Genomic DNA, 18138 nt, shown 5'->3' with positions numbered 1-18138 from the left:
GGGGACTGCCGCTACGGACCTGGCGCGCCCGGACGTTGCGCCGGCGGCCGGGCGACCGGGATGCGGGTCCGGTTCCACCACTGGGACAGGCCGACCGCCAGCAGCACCAGCACCGCGCCCACCAGCGCGAACCACGACGTCAGCTCGGTCTTCTTGCGCTGCAGGGTCACCTGGCTGGGCAGGTCGCGCAGCACGTCGCCGAGGGACTCGGCGTCCTCGGCCTTGAAGTACTTGCCGCCGGTGGTCTCGGCGACCTTCGTCAGGGTGCCCTCATCCATGTCCTGGAACCGGCCGCGGCCGCCGAACTGGCCGCCGAACTGACCGTTGGGGCCGCCGGGGCCGCCGCGGAACTGGGTGCCGCCGCTGATCTGGTCGCTGGAGCAGACCATCGGCGACGGGACGGCGGTGCCGAAGCCGATCGTGTACACCCGCAGGCGCCGGGCCTCCGCGGCGGCCGCGGCCGTCATCGGGTCGACGCCGTCGGTGTTGCGCCCGTCGGTGAGCACGACGATCGTGTCGGGCTCGTACTCGCCGGTGGCGGTGCCGTCGTCGGGGACCTCGACCCCGGTCGGCGGGACGTCGGGGTTGATCTCCGCGATGGCGTCGATGGACGCGAGGATGGCCAGGCCGATCGCGGTGCCGCGGGACGTGCGCAGGCCATCGATCGCGTCCAGCAGCTGCTTGGTGTCGGTCGTCGGCGGCACGATCAGCCCGGCGATGCCGGAGAACGCGACCAGGCCGATCTTCTGGTTGCCGTCGTGGTCCTCGATGAACTCGCGGGCCGCCTTCTGCGCGGCGGTGAGCCGGTTCGGCGACACGTCGGTGGAGCACATCGAGCCGGACACGTCCATCGCCAGGATGATCGTGGCGGCGCTGTCGGGCACGACGACCGACGCCTCGGGCCGGGCCGCGGCGGTGCCGGTGACGAGCAGGCCGGCCGCGAAGAGCCACAGCGGGACCCGCCGCTTCCACGAGGTACGGCCGGGCAGCGCCGCGCGGATGAGGGCGACGCTGGGCAGCTGGACCGCCGCGCGGCGGCGACGGCGGCGCGTCCACCAGCGCACGGCGAGCAGCAACGGGAACGCCAGCAGCGCGACGAGGGCCCACGGCCAGTGCAGCGACATCAGAGGATCCGTCCGAACCAGGTGGTCATCAGTACTCCCCCGATGGTGAGCAGCAGCACGGCGGTCAGCGCGGCGGCGCCGGTCAGCTCGATCGGCTTCACCTTGGTGGTGAGCCGCAGGTCGAGCGACTCGTACACGTCGTGCAACGCCTCGGCGTTCTCGGCGCGGTGGTAGGAGCCGGTGGTGGTCTTCGCGACCTCGGTCAGCAGCTCCTCGTCCAGCGACGTCGCCACCTGGAAGCCGTCGACCTCGACGGTGGCGCCGTCGACGGTGCCGACGCCGACGGTCTCGATGTGCACGCCGGCGGTCGCGGCGAGCTGGGCGGCGGCGACGGCGTCGGGCCCGCCGGTGTCCTCACCGTCGGACAGCAGCACGATCGTGGCGTTGCCCCAGTACCCGAGGTCCTCGGCGGGCTGGCCGTCCTGCGGCAGCACGGCCGGCTTGCCGGCGATGACGGTGAGCGAGGCGAGGATGGCCTGGCCGATGGAGGTGCCGCCGTTGATCTGGAGCCGTTTGATCGCGGCGACCGTCGCGGCGCGGTCCTCGGACGGCTGCTGGGTGGTGAGCGCGCCCTCGTCGAAGGCGACCACGCCGATGCTGACGCTGTCGGGCTGGGCCTCGGCGAACTCGACGGCGGCGGCCTGCGCGGCGGCGAGCCTGGACGGCGCGACATCCTCGGCGGCCATGCTGTTGGACACGTCGAAGGCGAGGATGACGGTGCCGGCGGCCCTGGCGACCGGCAGGTCGGCCTGCGGCCGGGCGACGGACAGCAGCAGCAGGGTCAGCGCGGCCAGGAACAGCACCGGCGGCAGGTGCCGGCGCAGCCGGTCCTTGCTGGTGGTGGCCAACCCTGCCGTGGCCAGGGCCCGCGCGCGTTGCCGCTGCAGCCACCAGTACCCGACGGCGACCGCCACCGCGACCAGCCCACCGACAACCAGCAAAAACGGATGCTGAACGCTCATGCCGTCACCTCCGCTGCGCTCCGGCGCCGGCCTGAGCCCCACCCTGAGCCGACGGTTCGCAGCCCTCCGCTGCGCTCCGGGCTACTCATGCCGTCACCTCCGCTGCGCTCCGGCGCCGGCCTGAGCCCCACCCTGAGCCGATGGTTCGCAGCCCTCCGCTGCGCTCCGGGCCGCTCACGCGCGCCGCCGTTTCGACCAGCGGACCATCTCGACCAGGGCGAGCAGCGGGTCCTCGTCGGTGGAGACGCGGTGCGCCGCCACCCTGGAGCGGCGCATCGCGCCGGCGACGGCGGCCTCGCGGCCGTCGACCTCCTCGCGCAGCCGCTGCTGGAACAGCGGGTCGCTGGTGTCCACGAGCACCTGCTCGCCGGTCTCGGCGTCCTCGACGAGGACCAGGCCCAGGTCCGGCAGGTCCAGCTCCATCGGGTCGACGATCCGGATCGCGACGACCTCGTGCCGGTGGGTGAGCCGCAGCAGCGAGTCCTCCCAGTTCACCGTGTCGCCGCTGAGGAAGTCGGAGATCACGAAGATCAGGCCGCGCCGGCGGGCCTGGGCGGCGGCCAGCCGCAGCATCCCGTCCACGTCGGTGGCGGCGCCGCCCGGCTTGCCCCGCAGCGCCGCCGCGGCCTCGGTCGCCTTGCCGATCTCGTGGGCGAGGCGCAGCACATGGGTGCGGCCGGTGCGCGGCGGCACGACCCGCTGCAGGCCGTTGTCGTACAGCACCGCGCCGATCCGGTTGCCGCCCTGCGTGAAGAGCCGGGCCAGGCACACGGCCAGCTCGGTGAGCAGGCCGTCCTTGCCCCGGCCGGTCTGCCCGGCGCCGAAGCGCATCGACGCCGACAGGTCCAGCACCAGCCACGCGGTGAGCTCGCGGTCCTCGGTGTACTGCCGCACATACGGCTCGTCCAGGCGTGCCGTCACGTTCCAGTCGATGTGCCGCACGTCGTCCTCGTGCGTGTACTCGCGCAGGTCGGCGAAGTCGATGCCGGCGCCGCGGAACACGGTGCGGTAGGCGCCCTGCAGCTGCCCGTCGAGGCGGCGGAGCACCTGCCACTCCAGGCGGCGCAGCAGGCGGTCGGGTGCGCTCGCCACGGTCAGAGGCTTCCGCTGCGCACCGGCGCCGGCACCGGCAGCGCCGCCAGGACCCGGGTGAGGACCGTGTCGGCGGTGACGTCGTCGGACAGCGCCTCGTAGGACAGCACCAGGCGGTGCCGGAAGACGTCGAGGGCCAGTTCGGTGAGGTCCCGCGGGATGACGTAGTCGCGGCCGCGGATGAACGCGAGGGCCCGCGCGGCGAGCACCAGGTTGATCGACGCGCGGGGGCTGGCGCCGAAGCTGATGTACCGGGCCAGGTCGCCCTGCCCGACCTCCTCCGGCCGGCGGGTCGCGTTGGCGAGCCGGACCGAGTACTCGATGAGCGCCGGGTCGACGTAGACCTGCTCCACCTGGCCCTGCATCTGGATGAGCCGCTCCGGGTCGACGATCGCCTGCAGCAGCGGCAACGGGGTGATCGCCCGCTCCACGATGACGTACTCCTCCGTCGGGCTCGGGTACCCGACGAGCACCTTCATCATGAACCGGTCGACCTGCGCCTCGGGCAGCGGATAGGTGCCCTCGGACTCGATCGGGTTCTGGGTCGCCATGACCAGGAACGGCCGCGGGATGTGGTGCGTCTCCCGGCCGATCGTCACCTGCTGCTCCTGCATGACCTCCAGCAGCGCGCTCTGCACCTTCGCCGGGGCGCGGTTGATCTCGTCGGCGAGCAGCAGGTTGGTGAAGACGGGGCCGAGCGACACCTGGAACTCGCCGCTGCTCTGGTGGTAGACGCGGGTGCCGACGATGTCGGCCGGCACCAGGTCGGGCGTGAACTGCACGCGGTGGAACTGCCCGCCGATCGCCGCGGCGAGGGCCTTCACCGCCAGGGTCTTGGCCAGGCCCGGGACGCCCTCGACGAGGATGTGCCCGCGGGACAGCAGCGCGACCATGAGCCGCTCCAGCAGCGCGTCCTGCCCGACGATGGTCTTCTTCACCTCGTACAGGACCTGCTCGACGGCGCCGGTGATGCCACTTTCGGATGGTGTGTCCACGTAACGTCCTTACGTCTGCGAGCGGGTGCTTACTGCTGCGGTGCCTGGTCGCCGCCGCCGAGGGCGGCCCCGATCGGCACGGCGAAGCCGACGCCGACGAACGTGCCGGCGGAGGTCGGGTTGGCCAGGGCCACGACGATCGCGATCGTCTCGCCCTTGGCGTTGAGCAGCGGCCCGCCGGAGCTGCCCGGGTTGACCGCCGCGTCGAACTGGATGAGGCCGGTGAGCTTGCTGCCGTCGGGGTTCGTCGCGGTGCGGTCCAGCCCCGACACGACCCCGGCGGTCGCGCTGCTGGTCAGGCCGAGCTGGTTGCCGACGGCGATCACGGTGTTGCCGACGGCGAGCCGGTCGGAGTTGCCGATGACGGCGGGCACCAGCACGTCGGGCAGGCCCTGCGGGGCGAGCGCGGCGATGTCCAGCTCAGGGTCGGACTGGGCGACCTTCGCCGCGGCCTGCGTGCCGTCGGCGAACACGACCCGGACGCCGGCGGCGCCGCGCACCACGTGGAACGCGGTCAGGATCACCCCTTGCGCGTTGGCGACGACGCCGGTGCCGGTCGCGGTGACCTTGTCACCGTCGAGGGCCTGGATCGTGACGACCGACGGCGCCACGGCCGCGTAGATCTGCGCGATCGTCGGCGGACCGGACGCGGACGGCGACGGCGACGCCGACGGGCGCGCGGTCGCCGGCCGCGAGCCGCTGCCGGCGCGGAAGGCGACGAACGCGGTCAGCACCAGGGCCAGCACGACGGCGATGCCGAGCAGCAGGTTGCGCCGCGGCGGCGACCACTGCGACGGGCCCTGCGGCAGCCGCGGCCACTGCCGGGGCGGGCGTTGCGGATCACCCTGGGCGAGCACGTCGCCCTGGGGCTCGAATTCGACCTGCAGGTCGCGTGGTGCCTCCGGGGGCCTCCCGTTCGGGCGCATGACCTCAACGTAACCGTGATTCCTGGGAATCACCTTCGAACTTTCTGCCAGTGCTGCGCCGATGTCCTTTCGGCGGCCCGCCGTTCGTTCCAGGATTGAGGGACCATCCTGGTTCCCGGAAGGAGCCGTCCGATGCCGCAGTACCTCGCTCTCACCTACACCGCCGACGTCGACTGGTGGGCCCCCGAGCACGCCGACGAGCTGGCCGAGTACCGCCGGTTCGGGCAGGAGCACGCCGGCAGCCTGCGGGCCAGCGCCGTGCTGCACCCCACCGCCACCGCCACCGTGGTCCGGGTCGAGGGCGCCCGCGGCGGCACCGTGGTCACCACCGACGGGCCGTACGCGGAGACCAAGGAGGCGCTCACCGGGTACTACCTGATCGAGGCCGCCGACCTGGACGAGGCGGTCGCGATCGCGGCGCAGATCCCGGCGGCGTGGGGCGGCGCCGTCGAGGTCCGCCCGGTCATCGCGGCCAGGTAAGCGGGCGTTGCGCACCGCACACGACACGGTCGCCGAGACGGTCCGGGTCGAGGGCGCGCGGATCCTCGCGACCCTCATCCGGACCGTCGGCGACGTGCAGACCGCGCAGGACGCCGTGCAGGAAGCGGTCATCGCGGCGCTGGCCACGTGGCCGGTCAGCGGGGTGCCGCCGCAGCCGCGCGCCTGGCTCACCGTCACCGCCCGCCGCAAGGCCATCGACATCCTGCGCCGCGAGCGGGTCCGCCCCGGCAAGGAGGAGGAGGGCACCAGGATGCTCGACCTCGCCCGCACCGACCTGCCCTCCGACGAGGTCGTCCACGACGACCTGCTGCGGCTGGTCTTCACCTGCTGCCACCCGGCGCTGTCCCCGCCGACCCAGGTCGCGCTCGCCCTGCGCACCCTGTGCGGCCTGTCCCCCGCCCAGATCGCCGGCGTCCTGCTCACCACCGAGGCCGCCACCGAGAAGCGGCTCACCAGGGCCCGGCGGAAGATCGCCGCGGCGCGCATCCCGTACCGCGTGCCGCCGCCGCACGAGCTGCCCGACCGGCTGCCCGCCGTCTGCGGCGTCATCCACAGTCTCTACACCGCCGGCCATGCCCCCGTCGGCGGCGCCGCCGCCTACGACGTCGACGCGTGCACCGAGGCGGTCCGGCTCGCCACGCTGCTGCACACCCTGCTGCCCGACCAGCCGGCCCCGGCCGCCGTCCTGGCGCTGCTGCTGCTCACCGAGGCCCGCCGCCCCGCCCGCCTGGACGCCGCCGGGGCCGTGGTCACCCTCGACCGCCAGGACCGCGGCCGCTGGGACGCCGCGCTCATCGCCCGCGGCATCACCCTGCTCAACGCGTCGCTGCTCGCCTCGTCCCGCCGCGCCGACGCGTACCAGCTGCAGGCCGCCATCGCCGCCGAGCACGCCCGCGCCGCCTCCTACGACACCACCGACTGGCCGGAGATCCTGCGCCTGTACGACCTGCTCATGTCCGTCGCGCCGAGCCCCGCCGCGGGCCTGGCCAGGGCGGTCGCGGCCGCCGAGGCGGCGGGCGCCGGGGCCGGCCTGACCCTGCTCGCCGACCTGCCCCCGACCCCGCGCTGGCACGCGGTCCGCGCCGAGCTGCTCGCCCGCGCGGGCCGCCACGCCGAGGCGGTCCAGGCGCTCACCGCGTCCCTGGTGGGCCCGGCCACCGACGCCGAGCGCCGCCACCGCGCCGCCCGGCTCGCCGAGCTGCGGGCGCTGCTGTGACAATCGTCGACACGGTGCCCGCCCCTGCACCCGGCCGATGCGCGAACGGGTCCGGGTGCCCGCGGAGGACTGCCTCGACCTGGTCCTGGAGGCCCGGGCGTTCGTCACGGCGCCACCATCCTCGGGAGGGACTTCGCCATGCGGCGGTACATCATCACGGGCGCGCCGGGTGCCGGCAAGACGACGATCCTGGCGGCGCTGCGGGACCGCGGGTACGCCGTGGTCGACGAGGCCGCGACCGACGTCAACCTCCGCCTGCAGGCCCTGGGCCGCGACGAGGCGTGGCGCGATCCCGGGTTCATCGACGCGATCACGCTGCTGCAGCGCGAGCGCGAGGAGCGGCCCGTGCCGCCGGGCACCGCGGTCCAGGTCCTGGACCGGTCACCGATCTGCACGCTCGCGCTGGCCCGCTACCTCGGCGTGCCGGTGACGCCGGCGCTGGCGGGCGAGGTGAACCGGGTGACCACGGACACGGCGTACCAGCGCCAGGTGTTCTTCGTGCGGCTGCTCGGCTTCGTCACGCCGACGGCGGTGCGCCGCATCAGTTTCGAGCAGTCGGCCGCGTTCGAACGGTTCCACGAGCAGGCGTACCGCGATTGCGGGTTCGAGCTGCTCGACGTACCGGCCGGGACCGTCGCGGAACGGGTCGACCTCATCGACGCCGCCATCCGCTCCTGAGCCCATCCGGCCGGCGGACTTCGGGATCTTGCGGGGTGGCGGCTGAGCGGTCAGCATGGCAGTCGTGGGTCGAGTCGTCCGTGCCGTACGCCGGGCGGGGCAGGACCGCCGGTGGACCGCGTTGGCGCGCACGCTGGCCGACGTGGGATTCTGGCGCGACCTGCCGCCGGCCGCGGCGCGGGACCAGCAGCGGGAGGTGGCGGCCGGAGGGTACCCGTTCACCTGCGCCGTCCTGGACGACGTCATGTTCGACGCCGACGGGGAGGAACTCGCGGAGGGCTCCGTCGAGGACCTGCTCCGCGAGATGGCTCCGGCGCTGCGGCGCCTCGGTGTCACGTTGCGGGTGCGGACGGTGTCCGCCGACGAGGACAGCTACGTCGTCGACATCAACGGCCGGCGGTGCCTGGTGCTGGACGCCGACGACTGGCGGTACAACGCGCCGTGGTTCGAGGCGACCGTGCGGCCCCTCGCCGTCGTGAACGACCTGCTCGCGGCGGCGGGTACACCGGTGCGGGTCTTCACGCTCTACACCGGTGGCAACGAGGGCAAGGCCCTGCTGCTCGACCCGGCCGTCGTCGACGCCGTGCGGGCCAGCGGCCTGGCCGGCGACGCCGAACTGCCCGAGCTGCCGCTGGACGACCGCTGACCTACCCGCGCGGCACGTCCCGCATGAGCAACCGGACGATCCCGGTGAGCCGGGCCCGCAGGTCGTCGGAGCTCCACGCCCGCTTGGAGGTGGCGTGGAAGCGCAGCTCGACGTAGTCCATGCCGCGGTGGGCGTGCCGGCCGAGGTTGTACACGCCCGGCGCGTAGTCACGCAGGTCCGGCGGCGCCGCGACGAACGCCAGCAGGCCGCCCACCTCCGGCACCCAGTGCAACACCGGCACTCCGGGCGGACAACGCATTTACCCGTGCCGCAAAGCGGCTGGTTCATGAACGCCCGGCGGGCCACGACAGGCGGGCGGCGGCTACTGCGCCGGGGCCAGGCCCCGCAGCAGCGGCAGGTTCTTGCTGATGATGCCGGACACGCCGAGCGCCTGCGCCCGGGCCAGCGCGTCCTCGGTGTCCACGGACCAGACCATGACGAGGCCGGTGTGCTCGTGCAGCTCGGCGACGACGTCCGGGGTGAGCAGGTCCAGGCGGATGGACAGGCCGTGCACCGGCTGCCGGCGGACCAGCTGCCGCACCTGGTCGAGCTGGCGTCGGCTGCCGGCCGAGTAGACCCGCCGGACGTGCGGCAGGTCGTCGAACGCGGCGAACATCGACCAGTCGCGGGTGCACACGGTGACCGGCGCCTCCGGCGCCGTCTCCCGCAGCACTGCCGCGGTCAGGGGCGCGACCGCCCGGAACGGTCCCTTGAGGTCCAGCATGAGCCGGGAGTCACCGGCCGCGGTGGTGAGCACGTCGGCCAGCAGCGGCACCGGGATGTCGCGCCGCCGGTTGAGGTCGCGCCACGGCTCCCACAGCAGCCGCCGGCCGATCGCCCGGGCGTGGCGCATCTCCAGGGTGCCGCGGTGCAGCCGGACGTCGGCCTCGACGAGGTCGACCCCGGCGTCCAGGGCGGCCCGCAGGTCCGCCAGTGCGTTGCCGGCGCGGTGCGCGACCAGGGTCAGCCGCCGAGAGATCACCCGGCCAGACTAGCGTGCCGCGGCCGGTGCGCTCACCGCACCGCGGCGCTGATCCGTTGCGCGGTCCGCGCCGGGTCGGGCACGAACCGGATCCGTGACCAGGTCAGGTCCCGGTCGGACACCGCGATCACGAGCGTCCCGTACGACAGCGACCGCCCCAGCGGTGTCTGCGTGTGGTGCACCTGGAGGACGCGCCGCAGCGACACCGCGGACAGGCGGGCGGCGCGGATCCCGGTCATGAGGATGAGCCGCCGGCTGGTCCGCACGAAGTCGGGCCGGTGCTCCAGCCCGCCACTGCCCGGCATCGTGCGACCGGACATTCACGACGGTGCCGGGCGCTGTGCTAGTCTCGACCGGCGTTCGAACATATGTACGAACACCTTCGGCGGGTGTAGATCGTTGAAGCCGGGGAAGGGTGGTGCCGATGCCTCGCGAAGCTCTCCGCGACCTGGTCCGCACGCTGCTGCGACGCCCCGCCCGCGGGGACGGCTTCGCCGTGCGGCTCGACTGGCCCGGTTACGGGCCGGTGCTGGTCTGCCACGACCTCACCCAGTTCACCCCGAGCCTGCAGCGCGCCAGGCGGCGGGCGGTCAAGACCGAGCAGTACTGGTCCCGTGGGCCGCTGCGCCCGCTCGCCGTCACGGTCGTGCCGGTCGCTCACGCGACGTTCCGCGGCCACCCGCGCGAGTGCGCGTCCACGGCCTGCCCGACGACCGCCGCGCTGCTCGGCACGGACGCGGCCGGCCGCAACCTGACCCGCAGCCCCTGACGCCCGGCCCGGCGCTCAGGCCGTGCGCAGCGCGTCCTCGACCCCGGTCTCGTGGTTGCCGAGGTACACCGGGTCGCGGCGGGACATGACGTCGTAGACGGCCTTGACGCTGGCGCCGTACTCGCGGCGGGCGTTGCTGCGCCACACCGTCGCGTAGCGGCTGACGCTGTCGTCGCCGACGCCGGCCGCGTCCAGGCCCACCCGGCGGCAGATGGTGACGGCGCGCGGCAGGTGGAAGCTCTGCGTCACCACGGTCACCCGGGTGACGCCGAAGACGCGCTTGGCGCGGGTGCACGAGTCGTAGGTGTCGAAGCCCGCATAGTCGCGCACGATCTTCCGGTCGGGCACGCCGTGGGCCAGCAGCCAGGCCCGCATCGCGGTCGGCTCGTCGTACTCGAAGCGCATGTTGTCGCCGGAGACCAGCAGCACCTTCACCTTGCCCGTCTCCAGGAGGCGCCGGGCCAGGTCCAGCCGGGCCTCCAGGAACGGTGAGGGCGTGCCGTCGGCGTACACCTGCGCGCCGAGGACCAACGCGACCGGCGTCTGCGGCACCGTCTGCTCGGTGAACAGGTGACCGCCGGCGCCGGAGCTGACCCAGAGCACGCTGCCGGTCACCAGCTGGACCACGCCGAGGACGCCGGCGGCCGCGAACAGCACCGTCCGGCGCACCCAGCGCCGCCGCCACCACCGGCGCCCGCGGGCCACGGGCTTCGCATCGGGCATGCCGCCAGCCTGGCACGGGCCGTCAACCCCGTTCACGCCCCGTTCATGTGCGGTTGGGATGCGGTTCACAGGTTGCTTTGAGGTTCAGCTGCTTGTGTCACCTTTCGTCCCCGGCAGCTCCACGATTGGCGACGACTATGCGATGGCCGTTCCGACGACGACCAGCCGTGCCGCCGGCGCCCTCGGCAGGCGGTGAGCACCCCTCCGGGGCGCCGGCGGAGGTGGGCAACGACGACCACGCCGGTCACGCCCTGCGGGCGCCGAGCAGGTTGCACGCGTTCAACCGGTACGAGATCAAGTACCTGATGCCCGGCACCGCCCTGCCGGCGCTGCTCGCGGAGCTGGACCGCCGGCTGGACCGGGACAGCCATGGCACCGACGGCGGCTACGGCGTGTGGAGCACCTACTACGACACCCGGGACCTGCGCTTCTACTGGGAGAAGATCGAGGGGCTGAAGTTCCGCCGCAAGCTGCGCATCCGGCACTACGGCGACCGGTTCGCCGTCGGCGACGACACGACGGTGTTCGTCGAGATCAAGCAGCGGGTCAACCGGGTCACGCAGAAGCGGCGGGTGGCGCTGCCGTACCGGCAGGCGCTGCGGCTGTGCGACGGCCGGGAGATGGTCGAGCACGAGCCGGGCCAGGCGGCGTTCCTGGAGGAGGTCCTGGGCCTGGTCAGCCGCCTCGACCTGCGGCCGGTGGCGATGACCGGCTACCAGCGGGAGGCGTTCGTCGGCCGTGGCGCCGAGGCCGGCCTGCGGGTCACCGTGGACCAGCGGCTGCGCGGCCGGGACCGGGACTTCCACCTCGGCGCCGACGCCGAGAACCGGCTCATCATCCCCGCCCGGCTCGCCGTCGTGGAGTTCAAGGCCAACGAACGCGTGCCCTACTGGCTGACCGACCTCGCCGCCGAGCTCAACCTGTCGGTCGCCCGGATCTCGAAGTACTGCCAGAGCGTCGAGGCGTACGGCCGTGCCCCGCGCTCGATCTTCCACGTCCCCGACACCGACCCCGCTCCCGCCCGAAGTGAGGCCTGATCCCCATGCCGTTCGACGTCCAGGACCTGTCCGGCACGTTCAGTGTCGGTGACATCGCCATCGCGCTGTCGCTGTCGTTCGTGCTCAGCGCGATGATCGGCTGGGTGTACCGGTTCACCCACCGCAACGTGTCCTACAGCCAGTCCTACGTGCAGACCCTCGTCATCCTCGGCATGCTGATCGCGCTCATCATGCTCGTCGTCGGGTCCAACATCGCCCGGGCGTTCGCGCTCGTCGGCGCCCTGTCGGTGGTCCGGTTCCGCAACGCGATCAAGGAGACCCGCGACGTCGGGTTCATCTTCCTGGTGATGGGCGTCGGCATGGCCGCCGGCACCCGGTTCTACACCCTGGCCGTCGTCGCCGCCGTCGCGATCAGCCTCATCATCGTCGTCATGTACCGCTTCAACTGGTTCGCCGCCAGCGTCCAGCGGCAGGTCGTCAAGGTCCAGGTCCCGCCGGACGGCGCGTACACCGAGTCCATCCAGGACGTCCTGATCGCCCACACCAGCGAGTTCGAGCTGGTCAGCATGGAGTCGATCCGCGGTGGCGCGCTGACCGAGCTGATGTACACCGTCCGGCTCAAGAAGGGCCACGAGCCGGGCCGGCTCATCAGCGCGCTGAGCGAGCGCACCAGCGGGCAGCGTGTCACGGTCCTGACCGGCTACGACCAGACGGACCTGTGATGCGCCGCCGGTTGCTGCACCGGATCCCGGTACGGATACGGCACTACTGGAAGCTGCTCGTGCTGTGCGCCGCGTTCCTGGTGGCGTGCGCGGTGGTGTTCAGCACGGTGCGGGTCGCGCCGCTGGTCACCAGCGCCAGCGACGCCGGCGGCGACCAGGTCACCCAGGACATCGCCGGCACCACCGACCTGTTCGACGCGACCAGGGCGCACCAGATCACGCTGACCTTCCGCGACGCCGACTACCAGCGGCTGCTCGACGAGTTCTGGCAGGAGGGCGAGAAGGAGTTCCTCGAGGCCGACCTCACCGTCGACGGCACCCGCGTCGACAGCGTCGGCATCCGGCTCAAGGGCAACTCCACCCTCGCCGGGCTGACCCGCAACGGCCAGTCCCGGCCGGGCGGGTTCGCCGGCGGCGGCCAGCGCGGGCAGCAGCCGCCACGCGACGGCGGCGGTTTCCAGGGTGGTGGTTTCCCGGGCGGTGGGTTCCCGGGCGGTGGGTTCCCGGGCGGTGGGTTCGGCCGGGCCTCGCTCAAGGCGGAGGAGCCGGAGACCCTGCCGTGGCTGATCCGCTTCGACGAGTTCGTCGACGGCCGCCGGTACCAGGGCCACCGCGAGATCGCCGTGCGCGTGGCCGGCATGGGCGGCGGCTCCACGGTGCTCAACGAGGCCGTCTCGCTCGACGTCCTCGCCGCCGCCGGGCAGAACGCCCAGCGGTACGCGTACACCAGCTTCACCGTCAACGACCGCCCGACCACCGCGAGGCTCCTCGTCGAGCACCCCGACGAGGACTTCGCCGGCACCCTCGGCGGCTCCGGCGTGCTGTACAAGAGCCTGGCCGGCAGCCAGTTCACCGACCAGGGCGACGACCCGACCGACTACGCCGACGACTTCAAGCAGATCACCAAGAAGGGCAGCCAGGACCTCCAGCCCGTCATCGACCTCATCCGGTGGGTCAACAGCGCCGGCGACGCCGACTTCGACAGGCACCTCGCCGACCACGTCGACGTCCAGGCGTTCGCCCGCTACGTCGCGGCCCAGAACCTGCTGCTCAACTTCGACGACATGGCCGGCCCCGGGCGCAACTACTACCTCTGGTACGACCTGAGGACCAAACGGTTCAGCGTCGTCGGCTGGGACTACAACCTGGCCTTCTCCGGCGTCGCCACCACCGGCCCGCACGACAGCACGTCCATGGGCGGCGGCCGCTTCGGCGGTGGCAACGGCGGGGCGATGCCGCAGGACCTCCAGGCGCCGGCCGGCGTGCAACCGCCCGGCGGGATGCAGCCACCGGGCGGGATGCAGCCCGGCGGGGCCGGTGGCCGGGGCGGCTTCGGCGGCCACAAGCTCAAGGAACGCTTCCTGGCCAGCGCCGCCTTCACGACGGTGTACCACGATGCCTACCGGGAGCTGTACCGCAAGATCTACGCCGGCGCGGGCGCTCTGAACATCCTCGACGGCATCACCAAGGTGCTCGCCACCGTCGAGGGCAGCAACGCCGGCAGGACCGCCTCCGACGCCGAACAGCTGCGCAACCTCATCGTCCAGCGCACCGAGCACCTCGCCACCGACAGCGTCATCACCGGCGGGTGACCGGCGGGAACGACGGCAGGACCACGGGGGCGGTCCTGCCGTCGGCGAGGGATCAGGCGTCGGCCTGGCCGTCCTGCCAGGCCGAGACGCGCCGCACGATGATGATGCCGAGGACCGCGGCGACGATGCCGGCCACGCCGGTGACCACCGCGAGGAACGCCGGGGTGTACACGGTGGTCTCGGTCGCGCCGGCGCCGGTCGCGTACTCGGTGGTCTCGGTGTAGCTGACGAAGGTCACCAGCAGCGCGACCCACCACAGGCTGACGAGCTGGACGGAGGACCACGCCTTCTCGGGGAAGCTGCGCGTGTAGACCTCCTTGACCACCTGGCTGGGGATGAACAGGTTCGCCACGGGGATGAACCACCCGAGGATCACCCAGATCTTGCGCCACTCCAGTGGGTTGTTGCGGCGGCGGAAGTTGTCGTGGGCCAGGTAGAGCCAGACGACGAACGCGATCAGGGCAAGGACCCGGCCGGCGGTGACGACCTGCAGGCCGAGCTCGCCCTCGACGGACCAGCCGAAGCTGAACTTGGCCCGTTGCGCGACCACGTCACCGGCGACGTCACCGGGGCCCTGCAGGTTGCGGACGATGAAGAACACATGGGCCAGCCCGGCGACCGCGAGGGCGGCGACGGCCACCCAACCGGTCGTCTGCAGCCTATGGGGGGTGGCTACGCGAGTAACGCTCATGCCTCGGGAAGCTTAGGTTCACTCCGCAGTCGCTCCACGTCATGGTCAACTTTCGGACTGCGACGGATCATGTACCGCCACCGGCACCGACTCCTCGCCGGCCGTCACCACCGGCGCCGGGACGGTCATGAAGTGGTGGCTCAGCCGGCGGTACGGCCCGCTGCGCAGCGCGATCAGGCTGGCGGCCAGGCCGACGAGGCCGGTGACGACGAACACGAGCGCGAGCCCGCGGTCGGCGCCGGTGCCGAACCAGCCGCCGATCGTGCGGGCGCCGAGGCCGTCGGTCATCAGCGGGATGCAGACGAACTGGGCGACCGGCGCGATCAGGAACGCGGTCAGCGGCGAGGCGGCCTGCTCGACGCTCTGCGCGAAGCCGAACACGCGGCCCTGCCGCTCGTACGGCACCACCTTCTGCAGGATGGTCTGCTCGGCGGCCTCGGCGTACGGCACCAGCAGCATGTAGACGAGCATGCCGGCGCCGAGCAACACGATCGAGGAGCGGACCGGGAACAGCACGGTGACGGTCCACAGCACGACGTTGACGAGCAGCAGCAGCCGCACCGGGTTGCTGCCCAGGCCGGTGCGCGCGACGCACAGCCCGCCGACGATGAGCCCGGCGCTCAGCACGCCCCACAGCAGCCCCCACGTCCGCACGTCGACCAGCGACAGCCCGTAGGCGTCCATGAGCGCCATGTAGACGCCGCCGAGGAAGTTGTTGAACGTGGAGAACAGGATCAGCGCGGTCAGCCCCGGCACCTCGCCCACGACCCGGATCGTGCCGCGCAGGTCGACGGTGCGGCGCTGCGGTACACCTTCCGCCGCGGAGACCGCAGTAGCGGCCGGGACCACGCGGACGGAGGACAGGTGCACCACGGCGGCCGCCAGCACCGCAAGCGCCATGACGAGGACCCAGAACATGCCGCCGAGCGCCACGAGGATGCCGCTGATCACCGACGTGACCAGGAACGACACCCCGGAGGTGGTGCCGACCAGGCCGTTGGCCCTGTCCCTGCTGTCCTCCTCGATGAGGGCGGTCACCAGGGTCGGCAGGGCGATCGTGCGGATGTTGCCGACGATGACGCCGAACATGAGCAGCACGATCAGCGCCCACAGCGGCACGCTCGCCGGGTCCTTGAACTCCTCCCGCGGCGCCGTCTGGTAGACCCCGAACGCGGCGGCGTACAACAGCAGCGACGCGACCGCCGACACCTGCATCATCGTGGTCTTGGCATGGTGGTCCACGAGGCTGCCGAACCAGATGCCGGTGACGGCGGTCAGCACCAGGAAGATCCCGGACACGACCCCGGTCGCGAACACCGACCTGGTCTCCAGATACACGTAGAACGTGATCGCGAACCAGACCGTGTAGTTGACGACCGACACCAGCAACGTGTTGATCAGCAGCTGGTAGAAGGTCCTACGATCCGTTGCCGTTGAGTGCTTGTCGGCGCTCATGCGGCTGCCGCTCCTTGCGGGGCGGCGGTCCCGGTCTTGCCCGCGGCGGTTGCCATGGTGCCGGGTTGACGCTTCTTCGCCTCCTGCCCACCGGGGTGGGGCTTCTGGCTGGCTCCACGTCCTGCCACCGGTCCACTCCCGGCGGTGATCGCCTCGACCGCGACGGCGGCGAGGTTGCGTGCGGCGTTCACGTCCCGATCCAGGACAAGGCCGCAGATGGTGCAACAGTAGACACGTTCGCGAAGGGGAAGCTTGGCTTTCACAGCCCCACACCCGGAGCACGTCTTGCTCGATGGATACCACCGGCCGGCCACGACCAGCCGCCCGCCGTTCCACGTCGTCTTGTACGCCAGTTGGCGGCGGATCTCGCCGAACCCCGCATCGGCGACGTGCCGCGCGAGCCGCCGGTTGGTCAGCATCCCAGCCACGTGCAGATCCTCGACCACGATCGTGCCGTGCGTGGCGGCGAGGCGGGTGGTGAGTTTGTGCAACCCGTCCCGGCGCTGGTTCGCCACCCGGGCGTGCGCACCGCCGAGCCGGGCAGCGGCACGCCGCCACCGCTCCGACGGCGGCTGCCCCGTGCGCCGGTCCGGGCCCTGCTTGCGGGACAACGCCCTGCCCAACGCCCGCAGCCGGACCCGCGCCACGTCCAGATGCCGCGGGTTCGGCACGAGTTCGCCGGTGGACAACACAGCAAGATGGGCGATGCCGACATCCACACCGACCACCGACGCCGGCCGGGCAGGAGCATGGACGGTTCGTTCGACTTCGACGGTGAACGCCACGAACCAGCGCCCGCCGTCGCGGCGCACGGTCGCGGACATGATCCGGGCCGTGCCATTATCGAGACGCCGGGCAAGCTTGCGCGCCGACTCGTGCAGCTTCAACCGGCCCAACCTCGGCAGCACCACATGCATGCGGTCCGGCTCGACCCGGATCGCGCCCGTGGTGAACCGCACCGACGGGGTGGTGCGGTGCTTCGACTTGAACCGCGGGAACCCCATCCGCCGCCCAGCCCGCTCACCCTTGCCAGACGCGGACCAGTTCCTCAACGCGCGGGCGAGGGCATCCAGGCCGGTGTTGAACGCTTCCTTCGACACCTCCGGCCACCACGGCGCCACCGCGCGCTTGGCCGCGTTCCACTCCCGGCGCAACGCCGGCAACGACCAACCCGACGACGGTGTGAGCAGTCCCTCGGGCACACCGTACGAACGCTCCGCCGTGCGCTGGTCCAGCACCGCCTTCACCCGCACCAACGACCAGTTGTACGCCATCCGCGCCGCACCCGCATGCGCGAGCAACACCCGCTCCTGCCCAGGATTGAGGTCGAGGGCGAAACGGTACGCCTGCACCGACTTCACACCCCCACCACCCCTGCACGCCCAACCCCGACGACCAGTATGAGCGACGGGTACGACACATCCGGACACCCGAAACCAGCAGCCTTCACCAAAGCGCGTCCGAAGCACCATAGAACACGCAAACGCCAGCAGTTGACGCCCCGCCGCATGACGGCCATGCAGGTGATCGTACGACCTCAACCACGCTCGAGGTCGAGTTCACGGCCCTGCCGCCGGATCACCACCCAGTCGTTGCCGGGTCGGCCCCGCCCGGGTCCCTGGACGATGCCGCCGGTCAGGTCCGCCACCTGCGCAGCAGCGCGCGCATCCGGCCGCGGATGCGGCGGTCCGGCTCGACCCGTGCCGCCGCGTCGAGCGCCGCCACGGCCTCGGCGGTCGGTGCGGGCCAGGCGTCCAGGGCCTGCACGGCCATGTTGCGGTTGCGGATCGTCGCGTTCGCCAGCGCCGCCTCGATCAGCGGCCAGCCCTTGCCGGGGTACCGGTCGAGGCGGCTGACGACGATGTCCAGGACGTGCTCGGGCCGGCCGCTGCCGAGCCCGAGGTCGAGCGCGGGCCCGGTGGCAAGGTCGGCCAGCGGCAGGATCTCGGCCGCGAAGGCGAGCATGCCGTCGACGTCGGCGGTGCCGTCGACGAGGCTGAACCAGAGGTTGGCGTCGTACGGGTCGCGGCGCAGGTGGGCGCGCAGCAGGTCGTCGAGCGGCACGT

General features: G+C 72.4%; 21 protein-coding genes. 8 read left to right on the top strand and 13 right to left on the bottom strand.

From position 1 onward, the window contains the following. Positions 1–11: 11 nt before the first annotated feature. The 5 genes from AB0H83_RS12425 to AB0H83_RS12405 form a co-directional block, all read right to left on the bottom strand. Entirely contained in the window at positions 12–1124 is a 1113-nt protein-coding gene (locus tag AB0H83_RS12425; protein ID WP_360091272.1) for a VWA domain-containing protein, read from the bottom strand. Next, positions 1124–2086 carry a VWA domain-containing protein gene (locus AB0H83_RS12420; RefSeq protein WP_360091269.1) on the bottom strand — a complete coding sequence of 321 codons (963 nt, stop codon included), beginning with the start codon at positions 2084–2086 and terminating at the stop codon, positions 1124–1126. Before AB0H83_RS12420 ends, AB0H83_RS12425 begins: the two co-directional genes overlap by 1 nt. A gap of 174 nt (positions 2087–2260) precedes the next feature. Beyond that, positions 2261–3178, bottom strand: coding sequence for a DUF58 domain-containing protein (locus tag AB0H83_RS12415; RefSeq protein WP_360091266.1), 918 nt, complete (start codon positions 3176–3178; stop codon positions 2261–2263). 2 nt (positions 3179–3180) lie between these two features. After that, positions 3181–4173 carry a MoxR family ATPase gene (locus AB0H83_RS12410; protein ID WP_360091263.1) on the bottom strand — a complete coding sequence of 331 codons (993 nt, stop codon included), beginning with the start codon at positions 4171–4173 and terminating at the stop codon, positions 3181–3183. A gap of 29 nt (positions 4174–4202) precedes the next feature. Beyond that, positions 4203–5099, bottom strand: coding sequence for a trypsin-like peptidase domain-containing protein (locus AB0H83_RS12405; protein ID WP_360091260.1), 897 nt, complete (start codon positions 5097–5099; stop codon positions 4203–4205). Positions 5100–5231: 132 nt separating this feature from the next. Between AB0H83_RS12405 and AB0H83_RS12400 the strand changes: the two genes are divergently transcribed. The 4 genes from AB0H83_RS12400 (at position 5232) to AB0H83_RS12385 (ending at position 8140) form a co-directional block, all read left to right on the top strand. Next, on the top strand, positions 5232–5579 hold the full coding sequence (locus tag AB0H83_RS12400; protein ID WP_360091257.1) for a YciI family protein: 348 nt from the start codon (positions 5232–5234) through the stop codon (positions 5577–5579). Between the two features lie 7 nt (positions 5580–5586). Further along, on the top strand, positions 5587–6816 hold the full coding sequence (locus tag AB0H83_RS12395; protein WP_360091254.1) for a sigma-70 family RNA polymerase sigma factor: 1230 nt from the start codon (positions 5587–5589) through the stop codon (positions 6814–6816). Positions 6817–6954: 138 nt separating this feature from the next. Then, the gene (locus AB0H83_RS12390; protein WP_360091251.1) at positions 6955–7494 is read left to right on the top strand and encodes an AAA family ATPase; all 540 of its coding nucleotides are present in this window, start codon (positions 6955–6957) and stop codon (positions 7492–7494) included. Between the two features lie 142 nt (positions 7495–7636). Continuing rightward, on the top strand, positions 7637–8140 hold the full coding sequence (locus AB0H83_RS12385; protein ID WP_360091248.1) for a hypothetical protein: 504 nt from the start codon (positions 7637–7639) through the stop codon (positions 8138–8140). Between the two features lies 1 nt (position 8141). Here AB0H83_RS12385 and AB0H83_RS12380 read toward each other — a convergent pair whose 3' ends face one another. The 3 genes from AB0H83_RS12380 to AB0H83_RS12370 form a co-directional block, all read right to left on the bottom strand. After that, positions 8142–8375, bottom strand: a complete 234-nt coding sequence (locus AB0H83_RS12380) for a hypothetical protein (RefSeq protein WP_360091245.1) — start codon at positions 8373–8375, stop codon at positions 8142–8144. Between the two features lie 87 nt (positions 8376–8462). After that, positions 8463–9122, bottom strand: a complete 660-nt coding sequence (locus tag AB0H83_RS12375; protein ID WP_360091242.1) for a glycerophosphodiester phosphodiesterase — start codon at positions 9120–9122, stop codon at positions 8463–8465. 32 nt (positions 9123–9154) lie between these two features. Next, positions 9155–9427, bottom strand: coding sequence for a PH domain-containing protein (locus tag AB0H83_RS12370; RefSeq protein WP_360091239.1), 273 nt, complete (start codon positions 9425–9427; stop codon positions 9155–9157). 119 nt (positions 9428–9546) lie between these two features. Here AB0H83_RS12370 and AB0H83_RS12365 point away from each other — a divergent pair, with 119 nt between their 5' ends. Continuing rightward, a complete protein-coding gene (locus tag AB0H83_RS12365; RefSeq protein ID WP_360091236.1) occupies positions 9547–9891 on the top strand; it encodes a hypothetical protein in 345 nt (114 codons plus the stop codon). A 15-nt stretch (positions 9892–9906) separates the two neighbouring features. On the opposite strand, the gene AB0H83_RS12360 is transcribed toward AB0H83_RS12365, so the two are convergent. Further along, positions 9907–10614 carry an ElyC/SanA/YdcF family protein gene (locus tag AB0H83_RS12360; RefSeq protein ID WP_360091233.1) on the bottom strand — a complete coding sequence of 236 codons (708 nt, stop codon included), beginning with the start codon at positions 10612–10614 and terminating at the stop codon, positions 9907–9909. A gap of 221 nt (positions 10615–10835) precedes the next feature. Between AB0H83_RS12360 and AB0H83_RS12355 the strand changes: the two genes are divergently transcribed. Genes AB0H83_RS12355 through AB0H83_RS12345 form a run of 3 tightly spaced genes read left to right on the top strand, consistent with a single transcriptional unit; the run spans position 10836 to position 13926 of the window. Further along, positions 10836–11651, top strand: a complete 816-nt coding sequence (locus AB0H83_RS12355; protein ID WP_360091230.1) for a polyphosphate polymerase domain-containing protein — start codon at positions 10836–10838, stop codon at positions 11649–11651. Between the two features lie 5 nt (positions 11652–11656). After that, positions 11657–12334 carry a DUF4956 domain-containing protein gene (locus AB0H83_RS12350; RefSeq protein ID WP_360091227.1) on the top strand — a complete coding sequence of 226 codons (678 nt, stop codon included), beginning with the start codon at positions 11657–11659 and terminating at the stop codon, positions 12332–12334. Further along, positions 12334–13926, top strand: a complete 1593-nt coding sequence (locus tag AB0H83_RS12345; RefSeq protein WP_360091224.1) for a CotH kinase family protein — start codon at positions 12334–12336, stop codon at positions 13924–13926. The genes AB0H83_RS12350 and AB0H83_RS12345 overlap by 1 nt, the downstream gene beginning before the upstream one ends. A 52-nt stretch (positions 13927–13978) precedes the next feature. Here AB0H83_RS12345 and AB0H83_RS12340 read toward each other — a convergent pair whose 3' ends face one another. The 4 genes from AB0H83_RS12340 to AB0H83_RS12325 form a co-directional block, all read right to left on the bottom strand. Next, entirely contained in the window at positions 13979–14566 is a 588-nt protein-coding gene (locus AB0H83_RS12340; RefSeq protein WP_360091221.1) for a DUF4328 domain-containing protein, read from the bottom strand. Between the two features lie 96 nt (positions 14567–14662). Further along, positions 14663–16072, bottom strand: coding sequence for an MFS transporter (locus tag AB0H83_RS12335; protein WP_360091218.1), 1410 nt, complete (start codon positions 16070–16072; stop codon positions 14663–14665). Further along, positions 16069–17433 carry an IS607 family element RNA-guided endonuclease TnpB gene (gene tnpB, locus AB0H83_RS12330; RefSeq protein ID WP_360091215.1) on the bottom strand — a complete coding sequence of 455 codons (1365 nt, stop codon included), beginning with the start codon at positions 17431–17433 and terminating at the stop codon, positions 16069–16071. The genes AB0H83_RS12335 and tnpB overlap by 4 nt, the downstream gene beginning before the upstream one ends. Positions 17434–17707: 274 nt before the next feature. Continuing rightward, the gene (locus AB0H83_RS12325) at positions 17708–18136 is read right to left on the bottom strand and encodes a hypothetical protein (protein ID WP_360091212.1); all 429 of its coding nucleotides are present in this window, start codon (positions 18134–18136) and stop codon (positions 17708–17710) included. Between the last annotated feature and the right edge of the window lie 2 nt (positions 18137–18138).

Source organism: Dactylosporangium sp. NPDC050688, from assembly GCF_040654515.1.
Classification (GTDB): Bacteria; Actinomycetota; Actinomycetes; order Mycobacteriales; family Micromonosporaceae; genus Dactylosporangium.
The sequence above is the reverse complement of the archived record's forward strand: the minus strand, read 5'-3'. Positions and strand labels throughout refer to the sequence as shown.